A 21,077-nucleotide genomic window follows, 5' to 3' on the forward strand; every position below is an offset into this window, starting at 1 on the left:
ATGCACAACAAACCCCTAGAGTCCGACTGGAAGATCTACCGAGAGCGCGTTTCCGAGTGGCGAGAGCGGTACCTCGAGAAGAAGAACCAGGAGATCGTGGCGATTCTGGAAGACGAGGGCAAGACTCCAACGGAGCGGTTCTGGGAAGCCCGGCGCGCGATGGACGAGGAAGCGGACATTCTGACTACCTGTCTCGACGGTCATTCCAGATCGAAGATGTCCTGGAATCTGCTCCTGATGCACGGTCACGGCCTCGTGCTCGACGAAGACCTCGAAGAGTTCAGCGACGGGCTGCGGGAGTCGATCCTCAGGTCGTCCCGCGAGCTGCCCTAACAGCCCGTGGTGTAAGTCAGACGCCAGCGAGAGCGAGCTCAGCTCTTCTTGCCCAAGAAGACCACGTGGCGCTGGCCCCGGGCTTTGCGGCCGGAGGCTCCGGGGCGCGCCCGGACGGTGACCGCCCTCACTTCGAAGCCGGCGCGGCGGAAGCGATGGGTGAAGGGATCGTCGCGGAAGGACGACCATACCGCCAGCACGCCCCCGGGGCTCAAGGCACGGTGGATGCGCGCCAGACCACGGTCGGAGTACAGTGCGGTGTTCGAATCCAGGGTCAGGGCCTCGGGGCCGTTGTCGACGTCGAGAAGCACCACATCGTAGAGCGGAGATGGGGCCTCGAAGCAGCCGCCCACATCGCCGACGGTGACCGCCACCCGCTCGTCCTCCAGGGGATGGCCCGCCAGGTGTCCCAGATGGGCACGGTTCCAGTCCACCACCACGCGGAAGACTTCCGCCACCTCGACCCGTGCCTGCGGCCAAGAGCCCAGCTCGTCGAGCACCGCGCGCAGGGTGAACCCCATCCCCAAGCCCCCCACCAGCAGCCGCAACTCTCGCTGCCCGCTGCCCTTCCCCAGAGCTCCCAACGCCAGCCTCGCCAATTCTTCCTCCGAGCCGTGAGCCCGGCTGGACATCAGATCGTAGCCGTCGACGTAGATCTGGAAGATATCTCCCCGCTGATAGAGCACCAGCTCCCTCTCGTCGGGAGTCAGGGCGCTGTCGAGAATTCTCCGGGCTTTCATGGCTGAGGGGATCCTATCTCTCTTCCGCTCGGCCCACCGGCTGCTTCGCCAATCGGCTCCCCTACTCCCCATCCAAAATCTTCAGCGCCCGCTTCGGCGCCACCATGCGGTAGCCGGCCTCCAGGAGCTCCTCGACCATCTCCCAATCCGGGTCCCGGTCGAGGCGGACGCCGATCCAACCGCTGGGGCCGAGGTAGGGCGGAACGAAGAAGGTCTCACCATCGGCTTCGACCCGCAATTCCTGCTCATCGAAGGTCGACTTCACCCACACGGCGATGCGCTCGGCGCCGTGGTGGTGATCGTCGAAGGTGGCGAAGGTCTTGCGTCCCCCCCACCAGGTGGGCGAGCCGTGGGAAAGCTTCTCCCGGGTCTCCGGCCAGGCGGTGATGATGGTGCGCAGGCGCTCGAGAAGCTCTTCAGCGGTAGCCATTCGGAAAGTGTAGCAAGGGAAAGTGGTAGCAAGGAAAGGCGCCGCCGGAGTCTGGCGATCCGATATCCTTTCCCCATGCTCATCCGCCCCGAAGAGCCCACGGATCACCGCGCCGTCCGTGAGATCCACACGGCGACCTTTGAGACGCCGGCGGAGGCGCGGCTGGTAGAGGCTCTCCGCGAGCGCACCAAGCCTCTCGTCTCACTGGTGGCGGTAGAGGGCGATGAGGTCCTTGGTCATATTCTCTTCTCACCGGTCTCGCTCCCCGAACTCCCCCACCTCGAGCTCATGGGGCTCGCCCCCATGGCGGTGGCGCCGGGCCATCAAAGACGAGGCATCGGCTCGGCCCTGGTTCGTGAAGGTTTGGAAGCCTGTCGACGGCTGGGTGCGGGGGCGGTGGTGGTCCTCGGCCATCCGGACTACTACCCCCGCTTCGGCTTCGAGCCTTCGGTGCGCTTCGGCATCGGCTGCGAATACGACGTGCCGCCGGAGGTCTTTATGGCCCTGGAGCTGCAGCCGGAAATCCTGCGGAACGTTTCGGGAACTGTGCAGTACCATCAGGCATTCCGGGAACTTTAGAGGCTCACAAGAGAGGACTCAGCATGCAGATCGCACTCTACGCCGCCGCCGTCCTCCTCGTCGCCATCGCCGCGGCCCACTCCTACCTAGGCGAGCAGTACATCCTGATCCGCCTCTTCCGGCGGGACAATCTGCCCAAGCTCTTCGGCGGCACGGAGTTCACCCGCCTCACCCTGCGCTTCGCCTGGCACATCACGTCCCTGGCCTGGCTGGGCTTCGCCGGCGTCCTCGTCCTCCTCGCCCACCCACCGGCCGACCCCAGCCGCCTCGGCCTGGTCGTCGGCCTCACCTTCCTCGCCCACGGCCTCCTCGCCGGAGTGGCCTCCAAGGGCAAGCACCTCTCCTGGATCGTCTTCCTCGCCGTGGGAATCCTGGCGATCTGGGGCACCTAGCAGCTCCCCAAAGCCTCGCCAAACCCCGCCTGAGGGTTTTTCCTCAGCAGATCTGAGGACTTTCCTCGATAGCAACGCCAGCTCCCAGCGCCGAAACTCGGACGCGTTCGGGAGACTTTTCTCACAGAGTAGTGACCTCGCGCTGGGGGACCTTCTCGTCGTTGGACGAGAGTCGGCTCCGCGCGGCCCTCCCGAGCTCTGATCCATTCATTACAAGGAGCAAGAGTTATGAGTTGGTTTGCGCTTCAGGGCTTTGGCCCCAAGTCTCGAGTTTCGCTGGTGCTAGTCCTCGTCCTCACCCTGCTGGCCCCCGTCGCCGCCGACGCCTCCGGCTGGCTCTGGGATCAAGATGCCGACGGCATCGACGACCGCATCGAGGAAGTGCAGTCGCTGGGGCTGGCCGCCGCCTTCGAGAATTTCGATCTGATCGACGGCCGCCAGCGCTTTGCGGTCTTCGATCTCGGCGGTCTGCTGACCTATGGGGTTTATGTGGGCTTCGATCATCACCCCACCGCCGCGGACCTGGACATGCTCGCCGCCGCCGGCGTCGACACCGGCGTGCTCCACGCGTACCACAGCATCGACTATGTGCGCATGGAGCTGACCTTCCCCGAGATCGCCACGGTGGCGGCGCTGCCCGGAGTGACCCGGGTCGAGTCCATCCCGCTGCTCTACCCGCTGAACGACAACGCCACCCGCACCTCCGGCATCACCCCGAGCTTTTTCGAGCGCTTCCCCACGGTCCAAGGGGATCTGGGCATCACCGGCTCGGGGGTGGTGGTCTCGATCCTGGACACCGGCGTCAACGATCAGTCGCTGCTCTTCGGCCTCTACCCCGGCCATGAATCCTTCGCCGGCAAGTTCATCGCCGGCGGCAACTTCTTCGCCGGCCAACCGCTGCTCAACACCGGTCTCGACGCCAGCGAGAATCCCTTCGACTTCGGCGAGGCGGCGTCCTCCAACCACGGCACCCACGTCGCCGGCACCACCCTCGGCACCGGCGGCGCCTCCGGGACCTTCGGCGGCGTCGCCCCCGGCGCCCTGCTGGTGGATCAGAAGGTACTCTCCGACGCCGGCGTCGGATTCGGCTCCGCCGACGGCGTCGACTGGGCGGTGTACAACAAGGATCGCTACGGCATCCGCATCCTCAACCTCAGCCTCGGCGGCGTCGACGCTTCCGATGGCTCCGACGCCGGTTCCCAGGCCATCAATGCCGCCTTCGACGCCGGCATCCTCGCCGCCATCGCCACTGGCAACGACGGCGCCACCAACCACATCTCCTCCCCCGCCGCCGCGGACAAGAGCGTCGCCGTGGGCTCCTACGCCGACCAGAACACCGTGGACCGCAGCGACGATGTGATCTCCAGCTTCTCCAACGAGGGTCCGCGCACGGACGACGGGGACGCCGACGATGTCGACGAGATGAAGCCTCTGGTGGCGGCGCCGGGATCGGACATCCTGTCCGCCGACGGCAGCCTGCTCACCGGCGGGAACTCCTACAAGAATCTGTCGGGCACCTCCATGGCGACTCCCCACGTGGCGGGAGTGATGGCCTTGATCCTCGACGCCAACCCCGGCCTGACGCCGCCCCAGGTGGTGGCCATCCTGCAGCACACCAGCGAGCATCGCAACGCTTGGGGCAAGACCGCGGCGGGCGCCAACCCCTTCCCGCAGGAAGATCCCAACTACCACCCGTCCGGCGGCTGGGGACAGGTGGATGCCTACGCCGCGGTGAAGGAAGCGCTGCGCCTCGCCGGTGACCCGACCTCCCAGACCCAGGTGGTCGCCATCAGCGCCGATGCCGACGCCGGGAGCTCCACCATCACCGTGCGCTGGACGTCCCAGCGGGAGATCGACCTGTTGGGCTATGAGGTCTTCCGCGCCCCCGATCTCGGCGGTGTGCCGGGAACCTTCACCCAGGTCAACGGCGCCACCATCCCCGGCACCGGCCAAGCCCAGATCGAAGGCCTGGCCAACCGCAGCCTCTACAGCTTCGTCGATGCTCAGGGCTTGGGCGTCGGCCAGAGCTACTGGTACCAGATCCGCCACACCTCCTCCGACACGGCGGTGGGCACGGTGACGGAGCCGGCGCTGCTGGTCACCCTCGCTCCCTGAGGCCAAACGCCGGTCCGCGAATCTTCCCCTACAGCAAGTCGTTCTTGCTCCTGCCCCGGTGGTCTCCGAGCCGCCGGGGTTCTTTTTTGCTGCAGACTTTCTCTTCTTGCCAAAGACCTGAGGTTCTGCCGCGATCGTCGAGAGAGGCGCGAGGACTTCTCCCGAGGCTTGAAATTGACCGGCTAGCGGGGAAAAGATACCCTTTGATCATCAATTCATTTACTGGAGGACAAGAATGAAATCTTTGATCACCTTCGTGCTCCTCACCCTGATCCTCTGCATCGGCCTCGTGCTGCCTGCAGAAACCAGCCTGGCGACGGAACCCGCACCGGCGGTCACCACCTGCGCGGACGCGTCCTCGACGACGGCCCTCGCCAGCGACGATGCGATGCTCAAACCGCCGGCGGTGGGCGGCGAGTCGGCCACCTGGTTGAGCAGCCCCTGCACCGTCACCCGCTACTGTCAGGATCCCCCGCCCACCTATGTCACCTGCACCAGCCAGGCCGGCAACTGCACCCTTGGGCCGACCTATGTGATCTGCGACGGTAACCGCTACGACTGCCCGGTGTGCTCGCCCCAATGCGACGACATCGACGGCACCTCCTGCGGCAGCGGCAGCACCTACTGTCAGCGCAACGTCGGCGGCGAATGCTTCAGCTACCTGTGCACCTGCTTCAGCGGCAAGTGGCGGTGCGCCGGCGGCTGGTAAACCCCCGCCATCGCAGTGCCAAAAACACTGCCCCAAGAACACAGTCCCCAAAACCAATCCAGAAAACAGCCTCCAAGGCACAGCGGGCCGGCGCAATGCCGGCCCGCGCTCCTAGGACTTCCCCTACCCGCCCGTCCCGAATCGGTGAACAAAAAAAGGGTTCGCGACCCCCAAGACGAACCAGCGCACAGCCGGCCTGCTTGCGAGAGCCGCGAACCGAGGGGGAAAGCCCCCAGGAGAATCGGTCGTGAAGCTCGGTGCTAGTTCAACAAGATGAACCGGCGGAAGACTCGGGCGGTAGCCTCGACCGAGCAGAGGGTGGTGACGACCTTGCCGGTCCAGGGATCGATGACGTCGGAGCACAAGCACCGGCCGTAGGAAACGCTGAGCAGCAGGTAGTCTTCCGCCAGCTGGTCCCGGGCATTGTCCGCGGCCTCTTCACAGGTCCGTCCGGCACCGACGGCGCTAGCGGTGGGAATCCTCAACTCTCCGATGACCGTGTCGACGGTCCAGTCACCGGGCTGTTGGGCGGAAGCGGTGCCGGAGATGCACAGGGCCAGGGCGAGCACGAAAGCGGGGATCAGGGTTCGGGCGACGATCTTCATTGGTAAACTCCTCAAAGGTCAAAGATGACGAGTCAAAGGTGACCGGTCGAAGGTGACATGAGAGCGCCGGGACACTCCCAGCGCGATGAAATTGAATGTCGGTGACTTCAGATGCCGTTGTAGATGGAGCGCACCATCTGGAAACTGACCAGCCAATCCTGCGGAATGGGCTGCGGTAGGAAGGGACCGTTGCTGAGGATGATGGTGAAATTGCCATTTCCCCAGGAGCTGTGAATGACGATGCCGTCAGCGGTAATGCTCACGTCGAACACCATGCCGTCGATTTCCGGGGGGGTGAAGAGGCCTTTGGTGGTCAGCCACTGGACGGTGTCGTGCAGGGCCTGGTCCTCCGGGGCCGGCGGTCCGCCGGGTGGGGGCGGTGATTGGGGCACCAGCGACGACGCGTGGACGACCTCGTGACCGGCGACTACCTGCTGGTGGAAGAGGAGCTGCACTTCGCTGGCCTGGGCGGCGGCGGCGGGCAGCAGGAGGGCGAGGACGAGAGCCGTCGCCAGGATTGGGAGCACGCGGTTCATGATCTCTCCTTTGTCGAAACAGATCGTGCCTCGGCACGAAAGAGTGAATTCTTCGCCCCGGTCTGCAGAGGGCAGGTCCGCAGAGGACAGGTCCTCGAGGAGCAGAGCCTCGAAGCCAAGAGCCCGGGTCGAGATGGCTGCAGCTTGCGGTTTGCGCCGGTCAAAGGGCTTCGCAAAGCGTCAAAAAACCGTCAAAGCGCCGCAGGACGCCGCGCCGAGAAGCCTTCATGCGCTATCGCTTCGCTGAATTAACCCTCGATCTCGAGGCCGGCCGCCTCGAAGGTCCCGACGGCGAGCTCCCGCTCCGGCCGCAGACCTTTCGTCTCCTCGCAGTGCTGGTGGAAGAAGCGCCCCGGGTGCTCTCCCAAGACGAGCTCTTGGACCGCGTCTGGGGCGCCGAGCACCTCTCGTCCAACTCCGTTCGCCAGGCGGTGAGCGAGCTCCGCTCAGTGCTAGGAGACTCGGCCAACCGGCCCCAATACATCGCCACCGTCCACCGCCGGGGCTACCGCTTCGTCGCGGACCTCTTGGCCGCAGACCTGGAGCGCGAAGAGGAAGCTCTCCCCGCGGCCCCGCAGGCAGCCCCGCAGCCGCCCCGGCCGGGATCGGCTCTGCCTCCTAGCTCTCCAGCCCCCAATGGATACGAAACCCGGCCGGCGCAGCGTCGCTCCCCTGCCCTGTCCCCCACCCTCATCCTCGCCGCCACCCTCATCACCCTGGCGGTGTTGGCCGGAGCCTGGTGGTGGACCAGCGCCGACAGCGAGCCCGAACCGGCCACCACCAACCGGCCGTCGCTGGCGGTGTTGCCCTTCGCCAACCTCGGCCTCGGCGACGACGAACGGTGGATGGGCAGCGCCGTCGCCGAGGTGCTGCGTTTCGAGCTCGCCACCGCCGGCCAGCTGCGGCTGGTCCCCGGGGAGACGGTGGCGCGCATGAGTCGAGAGCTGCAGCTCGAGAGGCTGGCGGATTACGGCGGCGAGACCTTGGCCGCGGTGGGCTCCAACCTGGGGGTCGAATGGGTGCTCGCCGGCGCCTACCTGCCGGTGACCGGCAGCGAGACGGGGGAGCTGCTCTTGCAGGCTCAGGTGCAGCGGACGGACGACGCGGCGGTCATCGGCTGGGCTCAGGAGACCTGCACCCCGGACGAGCTGGCCCCCGCCGCAGCCCGTCTAGCCCGGGCCCTCCAGACCTCTCTCGGCCTGGCCACCTCAGCGGAGGAGGCGGCGGGACTGTGGATGCCCGACACTCACACTCTGCGCCTCTACTCTCAGGCCCTGGAGCTGCTGCGCCGCAAGGAGGCGGAGGAGGCCCGGGTGCTCCTGGAGCAAGCCCTCCACCGATCGCCCGACAATCCGCTGATCCACGACGCCCTCTCCACCGCCTATGGCTTCCTGGGCTTCGACGCCCGGGCCCGGGATCTGTCGAGGCTGGCCTTGGAGCATGGCGAAGATCTGCCCCGCAGCCTGCGCCTCGCCATCGAAGCACGGGCACTGGCCCTGGAAGGCCAAAAGGACGAAGCGGTGGCCCGCTGGCAAGCGCTGTGGCAGTTCTATCCCGACGAGGCGGAGCACGGACTGGAGCTGGCCCAAGCCCAACGTGCCGCCGGGCGCTACCAGGAAGCCCTGGAGACCCTCGACGCCCTGCGCTCCACGCTGCCGGCGGCCCAGGGCGACCCGCGGATCTCGCGACTGGAGTCGGATCTCTTCGCGGATCTGGGAGACTTCGCCATCTCCCGGGACAAGGCCCTCCAGGCCATCGAAGAAGCTGCCCAGCGAGGCACGCCGCTGCTCGCCGTCGACGCCCATCGCTCCCACGCGTGGGCCCTGGGCCGCCTGGGGGACAAAGCTGCCGCCCTCGCTGCCCTGGAGCGGGCGGAGGCCCTCTCGGTGCAGATGCGCAACCCTCTCGGCCGCATCTTCGCCCTCTGCGACCGGGCGCAGGTGCTGCAGCGTCTGGGACGCCTCGACGAAGCGGAGGCGATTTACCGCGAGGTGCTTGTGCTCTTGCGCCAGCGGGGCACCCGCAAGGCCGAAGCCCTGACCCTCAACAACTTCGCCTCCCTCCTCGCTAGCCGCGGCGACCTCCCCGGAGCCCGGGAAGTACTGGAACGCTCGGTGGAGCTCAAGCGGGAGATCGGAGATTCCCGAGGCCTGGTGACCTCCCTGACCAATCTCTCCAACGTCCACCGATTCCTCGGAGACCTCACCGCCGCCGCCGCCTACCTCGAGGAGTCGGTGGAGCAGGCGCGGCAGCTGGGATTGCCGGAGCAGCTGGGAGCGTCCCTGCGCAGCCTCGCCTACCTGCGCCTCCGGGAGGAGCGCTTCGAAGTGGCCCGGGCGCTGTTCAACGAGGCCCTGGAAGTCTCCGCCAGCGAGGAGGCCAAGGCCGAAACCCGCTTCGGCCTCGCCACCCTCGCCCGCAAGACCGGCGAGCTGGAAGAGGCCCAGCGCCACTTCGAACAATTGGTGAGGGACTACCGGCGCCTGGAGGCTCCTGAGAGTCTGGCCCATACGTTCCACAGCCTCGGTGAGGTGCAATTGCTGCGCGGCGAGCCGGCGGCTTCCCGCAACAGCTTTGAGGAAGTGATGACCCTGGCCCGCTCCCTGGAGAGTTCGATGCTCGAGGCCTATGCCCACTTCGGCCTCGGCCGCCTCGCGGAGGAGAACGGTGAGCTCGCCACCGCGGAGACGGAGCTGCGGCGGGCCCTGGACCTCTTCCTCGAGGTCGGGGACGAGGAGCGGATCGAGGAATGCCGGGCGGCGCTGGCGCGGCTGAAGGCTTGAGGCCGGTCCTCCTCAACTCAAGCGGTAAACCATTTCCTGCACGTTGAGCAGCGCCCGGTGGCTGCCGCTGGTGGAGCTCAGCTGGCTGAATTGGGTCAGGCCGATGAGCCATGCCCCGCCGGCGGTCTGGGGCGACTGGGCCTGCTGCCAGGCGGCGAGGGCCTGGGAGAGGGTGGCGGCGGTGGTGTTGTCGAGGGTTTGATTCGGATACAGGGCCACCGGTAGGAAGGTGCGCAGACCCTCCGGATCGCCGCTGCCCGGCGCCACCAGCTGGAAGCCGTAGGAGAGCTGAATGGTCACCGGCTGGCCGTCCATGGCGTCGCCGAAGAGCTGCTGGAACGCGGCCTGGAGGGCGGCCTCCACGGTGGCCCCGAGGCTGGTGATGTCGAAGGGCTCGGACCATTGATTGAGCGGCGTGGCGAGCCCTGGAGCGCTCACCGTGGCGGTGGAGAATACGAAGGCTTCGGAGGTCGGGATCTGCGGCTGGCCGGGGGGTAGGAGCTCGCGGTTGCGCTGCACCGAAAGGGTGACGCTGGCGTTTTGCTGGGTCGCCGTCGACAGTCCCCGCCACTCTAGGCCGATCTGCGCCCAGGCGGCAGCGGGCACCGGCTCGTCGGTGGGAAAGTCATACACCCGCTGATCGCCCTGGCCGCTGCCCTGTCCCAGATCCACCACCCTCCCGGAGGGGGCCGTGTAGGTGGCGTAGGGCCACTGCCCCACCGGCCCCGGCTGGGCCTGCAACGCTTCGATCACCAGGCTCTCGATGGTCTCGCCGGAGTAGGTCAGCCGCAGGCGGAATTGGAAGCTGGCGCTGGCGGGAGCGTCCTCGGTCACCGCTCCGGCGCCGGCGTCCACCGCCGCCCAATAGCCCTGCCAGGCGCTGGCCACGTCCCCCACCAGCTGGGCGAAGCTGGCGGCGGCGTTGGCGGCGGAGGTGGCCTCCCCGGCGCTGGGGTCGGCGTAATAGCCCAGCAGCTGCCACAGGTCGTCGGCGGCGTTCTGGTAGATCGCCAAAGCCGCCGCCACGTCCGGCGGGTCGTCCTCCGCCATCAGCTCGCCGGCACCGTCCTCGAGGTTGTACGAGGTGGTCAACAACACCTCGTCCTGGGCGGCGTGCTCGTGACTGTAGGTCACCCCGTGGCGCCAGTCGGGAGCCTGGTCAAGAGCCGGATCCGCGATGTCCGCCGCCGCCTGCTGCCCCTTGAGCACCGGTGTCGCCGGGTAGTAGCGCAGCGGCACCGGAACCGTCGCCGACCCCAGGTCCGTGTGCATCACGGCCGGCTTGTCGGCCCCCGCCAGCGCCGGCACCATGGTGAGCCAATCGGAGGCCTCGTAGGTCGTCTGCGGGTCCACCGCCACCGGCTGGATGTTGAATTCCAGATGGGTCAGCTCGTACTCCGGGTCGATGGCCACGTCGGTGGTGGTCTCGACGTCGTCGACGGTCATCAGGAAGGTGACGAAGGAGCTGGTCTCCGCCAGCGGCGTCTTGGCGTTGGTCAGGCTGTAGCCCGGGTCCGCCCCGACCCCGCCGGCATCCGGGATCCGGGCGTCCCCGTCGAGGCGCGCCGGCGGCAACGTGCCGGCGGTCCAGGCGCTGGCTACGGTGGCGTCGTATTGCAGCAGGACATCCGTGTCGTAGCCCTTGGACAGGCTGATGCCGAGGTGCTGCGCCAGCTCTTCCTCCGCTGCCGCCCGGCCCGCCGCCGCCTGCGAATCGGTGAGTTGCAGAAGCGGTGCGAGGCCGGCGGAGATGCCCTCCACCAGCTGGCGCTTGCTCTCCAGCACCGAGGTCAGGGCTGCCGGCGCCGCCGCCTGCAACGCCGGTCCGTAGGGCGCCGCCAGGAAGAGGTCCACCGCCGCCAGGAAAGACTCCGCCCATACCTCGGCGTCGATGCCCTGGAGGTCGGTATCGCGCACCGCCGGTACCAGGGTGCCGTCGGCCTGAACTTCCTCGAGGCGCACGCTGCGGTGGATGAGCTCGGTGTAGAGCGGCCGGATGGCGAAGTAGCGGGGCCAGGTCAGGCCTCCCGGCACCGAGACGCCGGGAGCGACGGTGAAGTCGGTGACGCCGCCGGTGGTGAAGACCACCACCCAAAGCTCCGACGGCTCCCCCGCCACCCGGCCGGTGCCCAGGCGCAGCTCCGGAAAGGTGGTCATGAAGCTCGCCGCGAAGGCGTCCAGGGAGACGCCGGTGGCGCCTTGGTATTGCGGCGACACCGGCGAGGGAATCCGGCTCTCGGCGCGCTCCACGGCACCGTCCCGATCCACCGTTCGGAACTCCGGGTTCACCAGCTTGCGGGGCCGCTGGAGCTGCAGGGCCACCTCGAGGGCGAAGACCGGTCCGGGGAACGGCGTCGACCCCACCGTGCCGAGGTCGGCGGTGAGGGTGAAGGGGGTCGGCGGCAGCAGGGCCTGAGCACCGCTGCGGAAGAGCGCCGCGGAGGAGTTGTCGGAGACGATCTGCCCCGGCGAAGTCTGGGCCCCGGCGGCGGCGAAGCGGGCGGTGACGGCGTTGAAGGTGTCGTCGGCGACGGTGGTGACCTGCACCGCATTGCCCTGGGGATCGTCGGCGGTGAGCTGGACCCCCGACGCCACCAGGCCGCGCACCGCCTGGTTGGCCTGGGCGAAGCTCTCGGCGCTGACCGTGTAGACCCCGGGCACGCCGTCGGGAGTCGTGGCGGCGGCCGGCAGAAGCGCCGGAGGACAGAGGAAGAGCCCGCCGGCCAGCAGCAGATCGGTGGTGTCGGCGATGGACGACGCCAGGTCCCCCATGTCGATGCTCGACACCTGGGCCTGCAGCCGGCCGAGGACGTCGTCCAGGCTGTCGCCGGCCTCGGTGGTGGTCTGGGCGGTGCCGGCGATGACCGTCACCGAGATCTGCACCCCGGCCACCAACACGTCGGGCATGGCGCCGTTGTCGGTGGCCAGCTGGGTGTTGGCTTCCGCAGCCTCGGGGTAGGCGAAGCGGCCGGCGACGGCGGACAGGGTATCGGAGCTGCGCAGGGTGTAGGGAACCCGCAGGGCGTCGGCGTCGGTGGGGAACGCCGCCATCCCCGGCGCCACCAGCGCCGAGCCCGCCGGCAGCTCGAAGTCCTCCGACGCCAGGGCGGCGAAGAAGAGCGCCGGGGTGGTGCCGTAGCGATCCACCAGCTGGCGGATGGTCCCTTCGGCGGTGGGAGCAGGATCGAAATCCCCCAGATAGACCAGCGCCCCGGCGTCCCAGATATCGACGGTGTCGACGTTGGCCTGGGCCAGCTGGTCGACGGTGAAGCCGCTGTCGTTGTCGGCGAGGGTCTTGGGGGCAGCGCCGGCGACGGCCTCGGGGACCAGGTAGTGCAGGCTGGTGAGGGTGGCTCCGGATTCGAACATTCCCGGGCTGAGGGAATTCTCCGTCGCCAGATCCCCCACCGAGCGCTGGACGCCGAGATCTGCGAAGGCCGAAACCACGTCGTCGAAGGAGCGCACGCCGTCGGGGGTGCCGGCGGCGTCCACCGTCACCGCTTGCTCGTCGGCGACGAATTCGAATCCCTCCTGCAGAATCGATGCATCGGCGGCGTTGTCCCCGGCCAGCAGCGCCGGCGAGGTGTGGTGGTCGACGGCCAGCTGGGCCAGGGTCGGCGTCGGGCTGCCGGTCCCGACGTCGACGGTGGCGGCGGGAGTGCTGAGAGCGATGGCCGGCCGCAGCGGCAGCTGAGCGGAGTTGAGGGAATCGGAGAGAATCTTGTCCGCTGTCGTGGACGGCCAGCCGGGCTGCGGGTTGGCGGCGAGGGCGGTGGCCGAGGAACCCTCGACGAAGACCCCGAAGGCGGGCATCACCAGGGTGCCGGATCCGAGCACCGCCGCCGCCTCCTGCTCGGCGTTGGCCGCAGCGACGGTGGCGAGATCGACACCGTAGTCGGTTTGCAGCTGGCTCAGCGTGCCGGCGGCGGCGGCGAAGGGACGGACGGGCTCGAGGGCGGCGGTGGTGGTGGCGGCGGCGTGGGCAGCACCGGCGAACCGCCACAGGTCGATGCCGGCGTCGTCGAGGCGGAAGCGTTCCGGCACGCCCTCGTCGTCGGAGACCAGGGTGGTCCAGGCGCGCACCTTCAGGTCCGGCTGCACCACCTGGTAGTAGATCTCGCTGTAGCTCTCCGCCGTCCGCGCCGCCGCTTCCGCCGCCAGCGCCGCCGGCTGCAGCAGGCCCATGGCCAGGGTACCCGGCTGCAGCGAGAAGCCGAGGTCCAGCGCCGCCCCGGTCGGCTCGCTGCGGAAGTCGTAGGTACTCACCAGGCCGGGCCAGCCGGTCACCGGCCGCAGCGCATCGGTGTAGCCCACCGGTGCCGCCACCAGACCGCTGGTATCCCCCGCCGCCGGCGCCGCCGTCTGGTTGCCCAGGATGTCGCCGAAGCCGAGCTGGATCTGAGCGTCGGTGAGCTCGTCCCGGCCGCCGATGCCGCGGTAAGGGTCCGCCGCCGGCGCCGGCAAGCCCGGCACCGCGGGAGCCTGGGAGGCCGGCCCCATGCGGCTCACCGGGATCACCTGCTGGTAGAGCCAGGAATCCAGCGCCGGATCCTCCAGCGTCTCTCCCCGGGCCAGGGCACGGCGCTGCAACCGCCGCCGGCGCCAGGCCTCCACCGCGCCGCTGGCCACCGCCTCGGGGGTCACCGGCGGCCCCGACAACGGATCGTAGAAGGTGTCCGCGGACGTGCCGACGGCGTATTTCGCCAGGCTGTAGAGCTCGTAGATATCGGCCTGCTCACCGCTCGTGGCCGGGGGCTTGGGCAGGGTGAGAGTGAGTCCCACATTGCCCGGCGGCACGGTGGCAGCGGCCATCAGCTCGCTGTCGTCGGCGGTCTCGACAAAGAGCGACTGCACCGCCGGATCGAGGCCGCTGTCGACCAGGGCGCAATTGTTGAACGGCAGCAGGGGCCGGCCCTGGGGTGCCACGCTCTGTTGCGCCGCCGGGATCACCAGCAGCCGCACCGAGGCCCGCCCGCGGTCGTCGAAGAGGCTCGCCGGCAAGGCCTCACCGGCGGTGGTGGCGAAGCCTAGGAAGTACCCCTTGCCCCCTACCACCGTGCCCTCCCAGAGCAGGGTCAGGAAGGCGGCGAGGTCCCCCAGGGTGGCGGTCCAGGTGGTCTGGGTGTCCTCCACCGCCCGCTGGGTCAGCCTCTGGGCGCTCTCCTCCGGCAGCCCGGGCACCGTCTCGGTGGAGAGATTGGTCTTGAGCAGATAGGTAGCGGCGGCGTCGGTGTCGAGGACCGTCCAGCCGGAGGTGTTGCCGGCGTCCGGCGACGGAGCGACCAGCACGGAGGCCTGGGCTCCCTCGTGGCCGTCCTCGGCCAGGTATTGCCACAAGGCCAGCAGCGTCTGGGAAGTGGTGGTGGTCGAGCCCACCAGCTCATAGACCCCGCCCAGGGCTTCCAGCTTCTGCACCACGAGCTCGATCACCGTGGCGAAGGTGGCGTCGAGGAGCACGGCGTCCTCCGCACCGCCGGCGCTGCCCGGATCCTCCGTCCGCACGATCTCCCACGGCGTCGAGGTCGCCTCCCGCGCCCGGGCTTCGAGATCGACGGAGAACGGCCACAGGCTGGGATTGCCCGCCAGGGAGGCGGTGCCCTGCTGCGGAATGGCCAGGGGGACGGGGGTCTGGACCTCGGCGCGCTGATCGAGGCCGTAGGTCCGCGGCACCTCGGTGGCCAAAGGTAGGGACGCCGGGCCTTGGGTGGGGTCCAGGCCCAGGCTCGGCGTGGGATAGAGCGCCGCCAGCTGGGCGTTGGTGTAGGAGTACTCTAGGCTCTCCGCCTCGCCGACGAGGACGATCATCCCCTGAGCCGCCGGCGCTGTTCCCCCCGCCGGGCCCCCCGCCGCCAGGCGGCGGTTGAGCTGGCGGATCTCGGGACGCTGGTCCAGCAGCAGCTCCAGGTCCTCCACCGCCTGGGAATCCATCAGCTGGATCCACGAGGTTCCCTCGTTCACCCGCAGGCTCATGGTCAGCGCCGTGTCTCCCCCTCCCTCGCCGCCCTCCGGCGGCTTGGGCCCCGGGAACTGCTGGCCGGAGAGATCGAGGATCGAGGTCAGAGGCCCGGTGGCGGCGGTGTGACCGCTGCCGTCGTCCTCCGGCGCCGGCAGCTGCAGCCCGGCGAGGAGGAAGCGCGACGACATGCCCGAGACCTGGGAGAGCAGCGGCCCCGCCAGCACCCGCTGCACCAGCGTATCGATGTCCTGTACCGGCAGCCGGGTCACCACCAGGGCGGAGCCGTCGGGAATCAAATTCTGAGCGTTGGCCAACCGGCCGCCGACGCTCCCGACGTCGAGGCCGAAGGCATCCGCGATGGCGGCGAAGGTGGTGTGGAGGGAAGTGTCCACCGAATAGCTCGGCAGCTCCACCACCCCCAGGGAGTCGAGGATGGGCTGGTCGCCGATCCAGTCCAGCAGCCCGTCGATATCCGGATCGCCGCCGGCGCTGGTGGCCCCGAAGAGGATGGTGCGCTGGGCCAGAGCGTCGGGGGTCTCCCCCAGCTGCACGGTCATGGTGGACGCCGGCAGGCTCACCGCACTGCTGCCGGAGGCCTGGACACCGTCCCGAAACTCCGGCCAGCCGGGTACCGGCCCGCTGCTCACGGTGCCGTAATTCTGGTCCAGGGAGAGGGCGGCGCCGATGCGCTGCACCGTGTCGCCGGGCACCGTCGTGTAGGTGATGGCGGCGCTCTGATCCGTGCTGCCCAGGGCCGAGGGCGCCTGCAGCGCCAGATCCGGCGGCAGCTGCCCGTCGATGGACACGTCCGCCAGCTGGCTCTGGTTCCAATCGAAGACCGTCTGGGCATACCAATTCCCGTCGGGGATGTCGGCGGGAGTGGTGAATCGAACGAAGAAGGCCGCCGCCGACAGCAGCACGTCGAAGCCGGTCTGCAGCGTCCAGGTGGCCTGCTGGGTCGGGAAGCTCGCGTCGGCGGCCAGCACCTGCCGGTCCTCCGCCAGCAGCGTGTTGGAAAAGAGCGCCGAAGCACTGGCGAAGTCGAAGCGCTGGGCGATGGAGTCGAAGGTGTCACCGCTGCGGATCTGATACTCCAGATCGCCGAGATCGTAGGTGCCGGCGGTGAGGGCGAGCTGGGGATTGTCCAACGCCAGGATTTCCGGCGCCACTCCCAACACCACCGAGACCTCGGCGCCGGCGTCGGCGGCGTCCAGCTGGCTTTGCAGGTGGGGGTTCAGGTAGCTGATCTCCGCCGTCGTCACCCCCAACACCTGGGCGACGTGGGCCACGGTGTCACCGGCGCGCACGCGGTACTCCACCGACACCTGAGGAAAGTCCCCGGCGAGGGCGGCGAGGTCGCTGGCGGCGCTGGTCTCCAGGGCCCACGACTGCATCTCGTCGTCGGCGGCCTGGACGCCGGCCTTGGTGATCATCAAGCACCAATCGCGGAAGATGAAGGTGGCGAAGGACTCGTAGTCCGCCGGATCGTCGGTGCCGGCCCCATTGGCATCACCGTCGCCGCCCTCGCCGCCGTCCCCGTCAGAGACATAGGTCGAGAACGAGGCCATGTAGGCCGCGGCGCCCTGCTCGTAGAGCGCTCCCACCGGGGTTTGGGTGGCGAAATCGACGGTACCGCTGCCATCGCCCTGCCAGTTGAGGGTCAGCGCCGGCGGCACCGCCACCGCCAACCCGCCGTAGCCGGTGGGATCCCCGCCGGGATCGCCGGAGATCTGGAGCAGCATATTGGTGCCGAAGAAGGTCTCCAGATTGGCGATGGCGAAGCCGCCGTCCACCGTTTCCGTATCGTTCATCTCCGCCAACAAGACATCCATCTGGCCGGCGGTGACGGTGGTGGGGGCCGAGCCGGTAGAACCCACCGGGTTGGTCACCGCGAAGATCGCCCAGCGCAAGAAGGCCTCCACCACGGTCGTCGCCGGCAGCTCCGCCGGATCGTCGGCGTGGGCGCTGTGGTCGGCGCTGCGCTCCAAGGTCTCGGCCACCGTCGCCGCGGCGGGATCGATGCCGTTGTCGGCGAAGAGGAGCATCGCCACCTGATAGGAAGGATCGTCGTTGGCCGGCGCCGTGCCGTTCCAGGCGAGGGGAATGTCGGCGGCGCTGAACGCCGGCAGCAAGGTCATGGGCACCGGCTCCGACGGCTGGGAGAGCACCTGCTGGGTAGGATCCCAATTGAGCACCACTACCTCCTCCTCCGCCGCCGCGCCGGCGGCGAGGGCCGTGCGGTGGCGCTGGAGCAAGCGCAAATGTTGCTGGCGCAGAGCCCGGCGGGTGAGCTGGGGCTGACGCAGCTGTCGCACCTGACTGCCGTAACTAAGGCGCAGGGAGCCGAACGACTCCGCCCCGCCGGCAGCCCCTGCGTCCACGATCCAGGGCGTGGCGGCGGCGCTGCCGACGGTGAAGCTGGTGTCGAGATCGACGTCGAAGCTGAAGTGGACGGTGACGAAGAGCACCTTGACCTTGGCCTCCACCGTCACTCCCACCGCCAGCCGGAAGACCGTTGGCTGATACGACTCCAGCACGACGCTGGCCTCGGCGTAGGCCTCCAGGTTCACCGATACCTTGATGACCTTGAAGTCCACCGACCCGTAGAGCTTGCCGTGGATCGCGGCGACGCCCTGGACCTGGTAATACTGGGCCGATTCGGCGCCGCTGCTGGTGGGATTGAACCACGCCAGAACGCCCTGGAAGAGCACTTCCACCTGCACGTAGATCCCGCCGGAGAGGGGCCCGACGCTGATGTCCTTGCCCACCCCCACCGCCAGCCCGACGCCGAGCTCGAGGACCGGCGCGAAATTGCCGTTGGTGATCTTCGGCACCCGGCGGGAGGTGTCGCCGTCGAGGACTCCGAAATAGATGCCACCGCGGCCCAGGAAGGGGAAGACCTCCACCGAGAACGAGCGGTCGAAGTTGCGCTCGTAGGGGAAGCCGAAGTCCACCAGGAAGTTGCCGTTGGTGTAGATCTCCACCACGATGACGCCGAGGGTGATGGACACCTCCCCCATCTCGATGTGGCGGAACACCTCCGGCAGCCGCAGCTCGATGCGGAACATGCCGACGGTGTCGGTGATCTTCTTGTACAGGATCTCGAAGTACAGACCGGCGAGCCCACCGGCCTTCTCGCCGCCGAGCTGGATGTAGAGCCCGTAGAGCACCGGATCGTTGAACACGATGCCCAGGTCCACCGTCTCCATCAGCCCGATGTCGAGGCCCAGGAGCCACTCGCTGTCGGGGCTGAACACCAGCGCCGAGTTGTCCAGGGGATTCTCGCCCGTCGACCGCGGCGGCCGCATCTCCTGCCGCAGGCGGTCGAGGGTCTCCCGCACCGTATTGAGATCGCTGGTGTCGGAGAAGGTCACCCGCTGGCCGACGCCGATGTAGCGCAGGTCGATGAGAGTCTCGTTCTGCCCCGGCACCGCCGGCGGCGGATCCCGCACCACGTCCCACTCCAGAGCGTCGTCGCCGGTGTAGTCGGTGCCCAGGAAATTGCCTTCGAGCACCAGATTCACCGAGCCCACGCCGTCGTCCAGGGCGTAGCGCACGCCGATGCGGTCGATGCGCATGACCACGATGTCCATGTCCACGCGATAGGTCAGCTGCACCACGTTGTCGGTGGGGTCCACCAGCAGCTCGAAGCGCGACAGCTCCACCTGGTTGAGCACGTCCCAGGGCGGATCGAGCTGGAAGCCCAGGGTCGGGGCGGCGAGGTTGACCAGATACTCCAGCACCTGCCCCAGGGTGACGCCGCCGAGCTGGACCGTGATCACCTGATGGCGGTTGCCGCTGTCGCCGGTCCAGGAGGTCACCCCGCGCAGCCACAGGTCGCCGAACTGCACCTGGAAAAGATAGGTGGGCTCGGTGACGCCGATGTCCCGCTGTACCGTCAGCGACAGGCGGTTGACCGAGAAGCTGCCGCTGAGGGTGCCGGAAGGATCGGTGCTGCCGTCGGGCCGGCTGATCTCGGCGCTGGCGGTGGCGGAGAGATTGAGGGTGCTGCCGAAGACCTCCACCACCCAGCGGGCGGCGATGGTGCCGGCGGCCCAATAGGCCAGGCTCTCGGTCTCGTAGCGCCAGCCCATGGCGACGATGTCGAGGCTCGGCAGGCCGGCGGGGGCCGGGTCGATGCCCAGCAGGTTGATCACCAGGGCGTCGAGGCTCACCGGGTTCTGCCCCGCCAGCTGGGCGTTGAAGATCCACCCGCTGCTGGAGCCGCTGCTCCTGTACTCGGCGCCGATATAAAACTCCGGTACCGCCTCCGGATCGTGGGAGCCGCCGACCAGGAGGATGGTGCCCATGATGCCGCCGTAGACCGAAGACTGGGAGACGTCGATCTCGAAGGACAGTCCGATCATGGTGATGGCCACGGTGTCGGTGAGCTGCAGCGTCCAATCGGTGGTGATGGTGGCGGAGGCGTTGAAGGTGCGGGTCAGGGGCCCCGCCTCGAATTGGAAGGAAGTCACCGCCATGCCGTTGGGGGTCGGCGGCCCGGGGTCGCCGAAGAAATGACGGAAGGCGTCGCCGATGGGGATGGTGTCGTCCTGCTTGAGATTGCCCAACACCACGAACTCCGGAACATAGGCGGTGATCTCGACGGTGAAGGAAGAGCTGGGATCCTGGGGCGGCGGATCCGGCGGCTGCAGCACCGGCCCGCCGGTGGGGGGCATGTCCGGACCGATGGTGACGCCCCCCCACACCGCGCCGGAGGTGTAGGGAGTGCCGCCGTCGGAGTCGGCGAGATAGCCCACCAGCCAGCGCATCCCCACGTCCCGCACCCGCACGAAGGGGATGGGCGGTGCCCACACCCGATCCGACGCCAGGGTCACGGCGATGTGGGAGGCGGTGGGCGCAGGGCCGCCGAGGGAGGTCAGGGGCGGAATGGCGAATTCCACCTCCACCAGGTAGAAGTCATTGAAGACATCGAGGCCCGGCGGCGCCACCAGTCCGCTCACCGGCAGGCCCAGAATGGCCGCCACGGCGGCGATTTGATCTCCCACCCGGTACTCTCCCGGCTCCGCCTGCACCAGCAGCCTCCAGGTCTGGCTCGTCGCCAGCAGCGGTACCGACAGGGTCAGGGGCGAGGGTGAGGAGCCGAAATAGAGGCTGCCGATGAGATCCAAATACGACACCGCCGGCTGCGGGCTCTCCAGCTCGTCGAGATCGGTCTGCGTCCACAAGCGCAAACCCACCTGCTGCACCTGGGTGTCGCCGAACGCGATGGTGGCGGTGGCCGAGACGGCCCGCAGATCGAGCACCGGCGGGTCAGCGGTCGTGGCCCCCAGGACCACCGTGCCCGAAAGGTGGAGCGGCCAGGAGGGGAAGAGGGCCGCGTAGGCCGCCAGGGCCCCATCCGGCGACAGATCCCCGCTCAGCTGCAGCGGAGCATCGACCTCGGAGGTGCCGGAGAAGACCGGCTGGGCGAGGGGCAGACCGATGAGGAAGGAATCTACCCAAGTGACGGTCTGGGAGTCTTCGTCGTAGCTCTGGCACTGCGGCAAGGTGGGAAAGAAGGACGAGAAGGTCCAATCCGTCGGCTGCATCGCCAGCGCCAAGGCGAAGAAGTTGCTGCCGCCCGGCGCTGACCCGTCGAGGGTGCCGGTCACCGCCTGGGTGGTGGCGGCATCGGGGGCGCCGTAGCTCCCCTGCCCGGTGAGCCGCACCGAGTCTCCGGTGGGCTGGGAGAGCACGGCCTCGGTGAGCACGAAGCTGCCGCTGATGCCGAAGACGGTGAGGGTCGCCCCCAAGCCGTCGAGGGCCGGGTCGGCGCTGGCGGCCACCAGGTCGATCTGCTCTCCGCCCTCGCCGTCGGGCTGGAGGTAGCTGGCGAGGGCGTCGTAGATGGCTTCTACCGACACGGCGCGCTCCCTGTCGAGCACCGTTTGCTGAG

At 68.5% G+C, this 21,077-nt stretch carries 11 protein-coding genes; 6 read left to right on the forward strand and 5 right to left on the reverse strand.

All coding sequences use genetic code 11. The features are described 5' to 3' along the window. Positions 1–333: a multidrug transporter gene (locus SX243_07030; GenBank protein ID MDY7092710.1), complete on the forward strand. Its 333-nt coding sequence runs from the start codon at positions 1–3 to the stop codon at positions 331–333. 38 nt (positions 334–371) lie between these two features. On the opposite strand, the gene SX243_07035 is transcribed toward SX243_07030, so the two are convergent. Both SX243_07035 and SX243_07040 read right to left on the reverse strand, forming a co-directional pair. After that, positions 372–1,073, reverse strand: coding sequence for a hypothetical protein (locus SX243_07035; protein MDY7092711.1), 702 nt, complete (start codon positions 1,071–1,073; stop codon positions 372–374). Between the two features lie 61 nt (positions 1,074–1,134). Beyond that, the gene (locus SX243_07040; protein ID MDY7092712.1) at positions 1,135–1,503 is read right to left on the reverse strand and encodes an MmcQ/YjbR family DNA-binding protein; all 369 of its coding nucleotides are present in this window, start codon (positions 1,501–1,503) and stop codon (positions 1,135–1,137) included. Positions 1,504–1,578: 75 nt separating this feature from the next. Here SX243_07040 and SX243_07045 point away from each other — a divergent pair, with 75 nt between their 5' ends. From SX243_07045 to SX243_07060, 4 genes are all read left to right on the forward strand, one after another. Further along, a complete protein-coding gene (locus SX243_07045; protein ID MDY7092713.1) occupies positions 1,579–2,082 on the forward strand; it encodes an N-acetyltransferase in 504 nt (167 codons plus the stop codon). A gap of 23 nt (positions 2,083–2,105) precedes the next feature. Beyond that, positions 2,106–2,474 (forward strand): hypothetical protein, encoded by a 369-nt coding sequence (locus SX243_07050; GenBank protein MDY7092714.1) that lies wholly within the window; start codon positions 2,106–2,108, stop codon positions 2,472–2,474. 228 nt (positions 2,475–2,702) lie between these two features. After that, positions 2,703–4,589: a S8 family serine peptidase gene (locus SX243_07055; protein ID MDY7092715.1), complete on the forward strand. Its 1,887-nt coding sequence runs from the start codon at positions 2,703–2,705 to the stop codon at positions 4,587–4,589. Between the two features lie 235 nt (positions 4,590–4,824). Next, positions 4,825–5,298 (forward strand): hypothetical protein, encoded by a 474-nt coding sequence (locus tag SX243_07060; protein ID MDY7092716.1) that lies wholly within the window; start codon positions 4,825–4,827, stop codon positions 5,296–5,298. 260 nt (positions 5,299–5,558) lie between these two features. On the opposite strand, the gene SX243_07065 is transcribed toward SX243_07060, so the two are convergent. Both SX243_07065 and SX243_07070 read right to left on the reverse strand, forming a co-directional pair. After that, positions 5,559–5,903: a hypothetical protein gene (locus SX243_07065; protein MDY7092717.1), complete on the reverse strand. Its 345-nt coding sequence runs from the start codon at positions 5,901–5,903 to the stop codon at positions 5,559–5,561. 107 nt (positions 5,904–6,010) lie between these two features. Next, a complete protein-coding gene (locus SX243_07070; protein ID MDY7092718.1) occupies positions 6,011–6,439 on the reverse strand; it encodes a hypothetical protein in 429 nt (142 codons plus the stop codon). A gap of 227 nt (positions 6,440–6,666) precedes the next feature. On the opposite strand from SX243_07070, the gene SX243_07075 reads away from it, so the two are divergent. Beyond that, entirely contained in the window at positions 6,667–9,222 is a 2,556-nt protein-coding gene (locus SX243_07075) for a tetratricopeptide repeat protein (protein ID MDY7092719.1), read from the forward strand. Between the two features lie 12 nt (positions 9,223–9,234). Here SX243_07075 and SX243_07080 read toward each other — a convergent pair whose 3' ends face one another. Then, positions 9,235–21,045 carry a hypothetical protein gene (locus SX243_07080; protein MDY7092720.1) on the reverse strand — a complete coding sequence of 3,937 codons (11,811 nt, stop codon included), beginning with the start codon at positions 21,043–21,045 and terminating at the stop codon, positions 9,235–9,237. Between the last annotated feature and the right edge of the window lie 32 nt (positions 21,046–21,077).

Source organism: Acidobacteriota bacterium, assembly GCA_034211275.1.
Taxonomy (GTDB): domain Bacteria; phylum Acidobacteriota; class Thermoanaerobaculia; order Multivoradales; family JAHZIX01; genus JAGQSE01.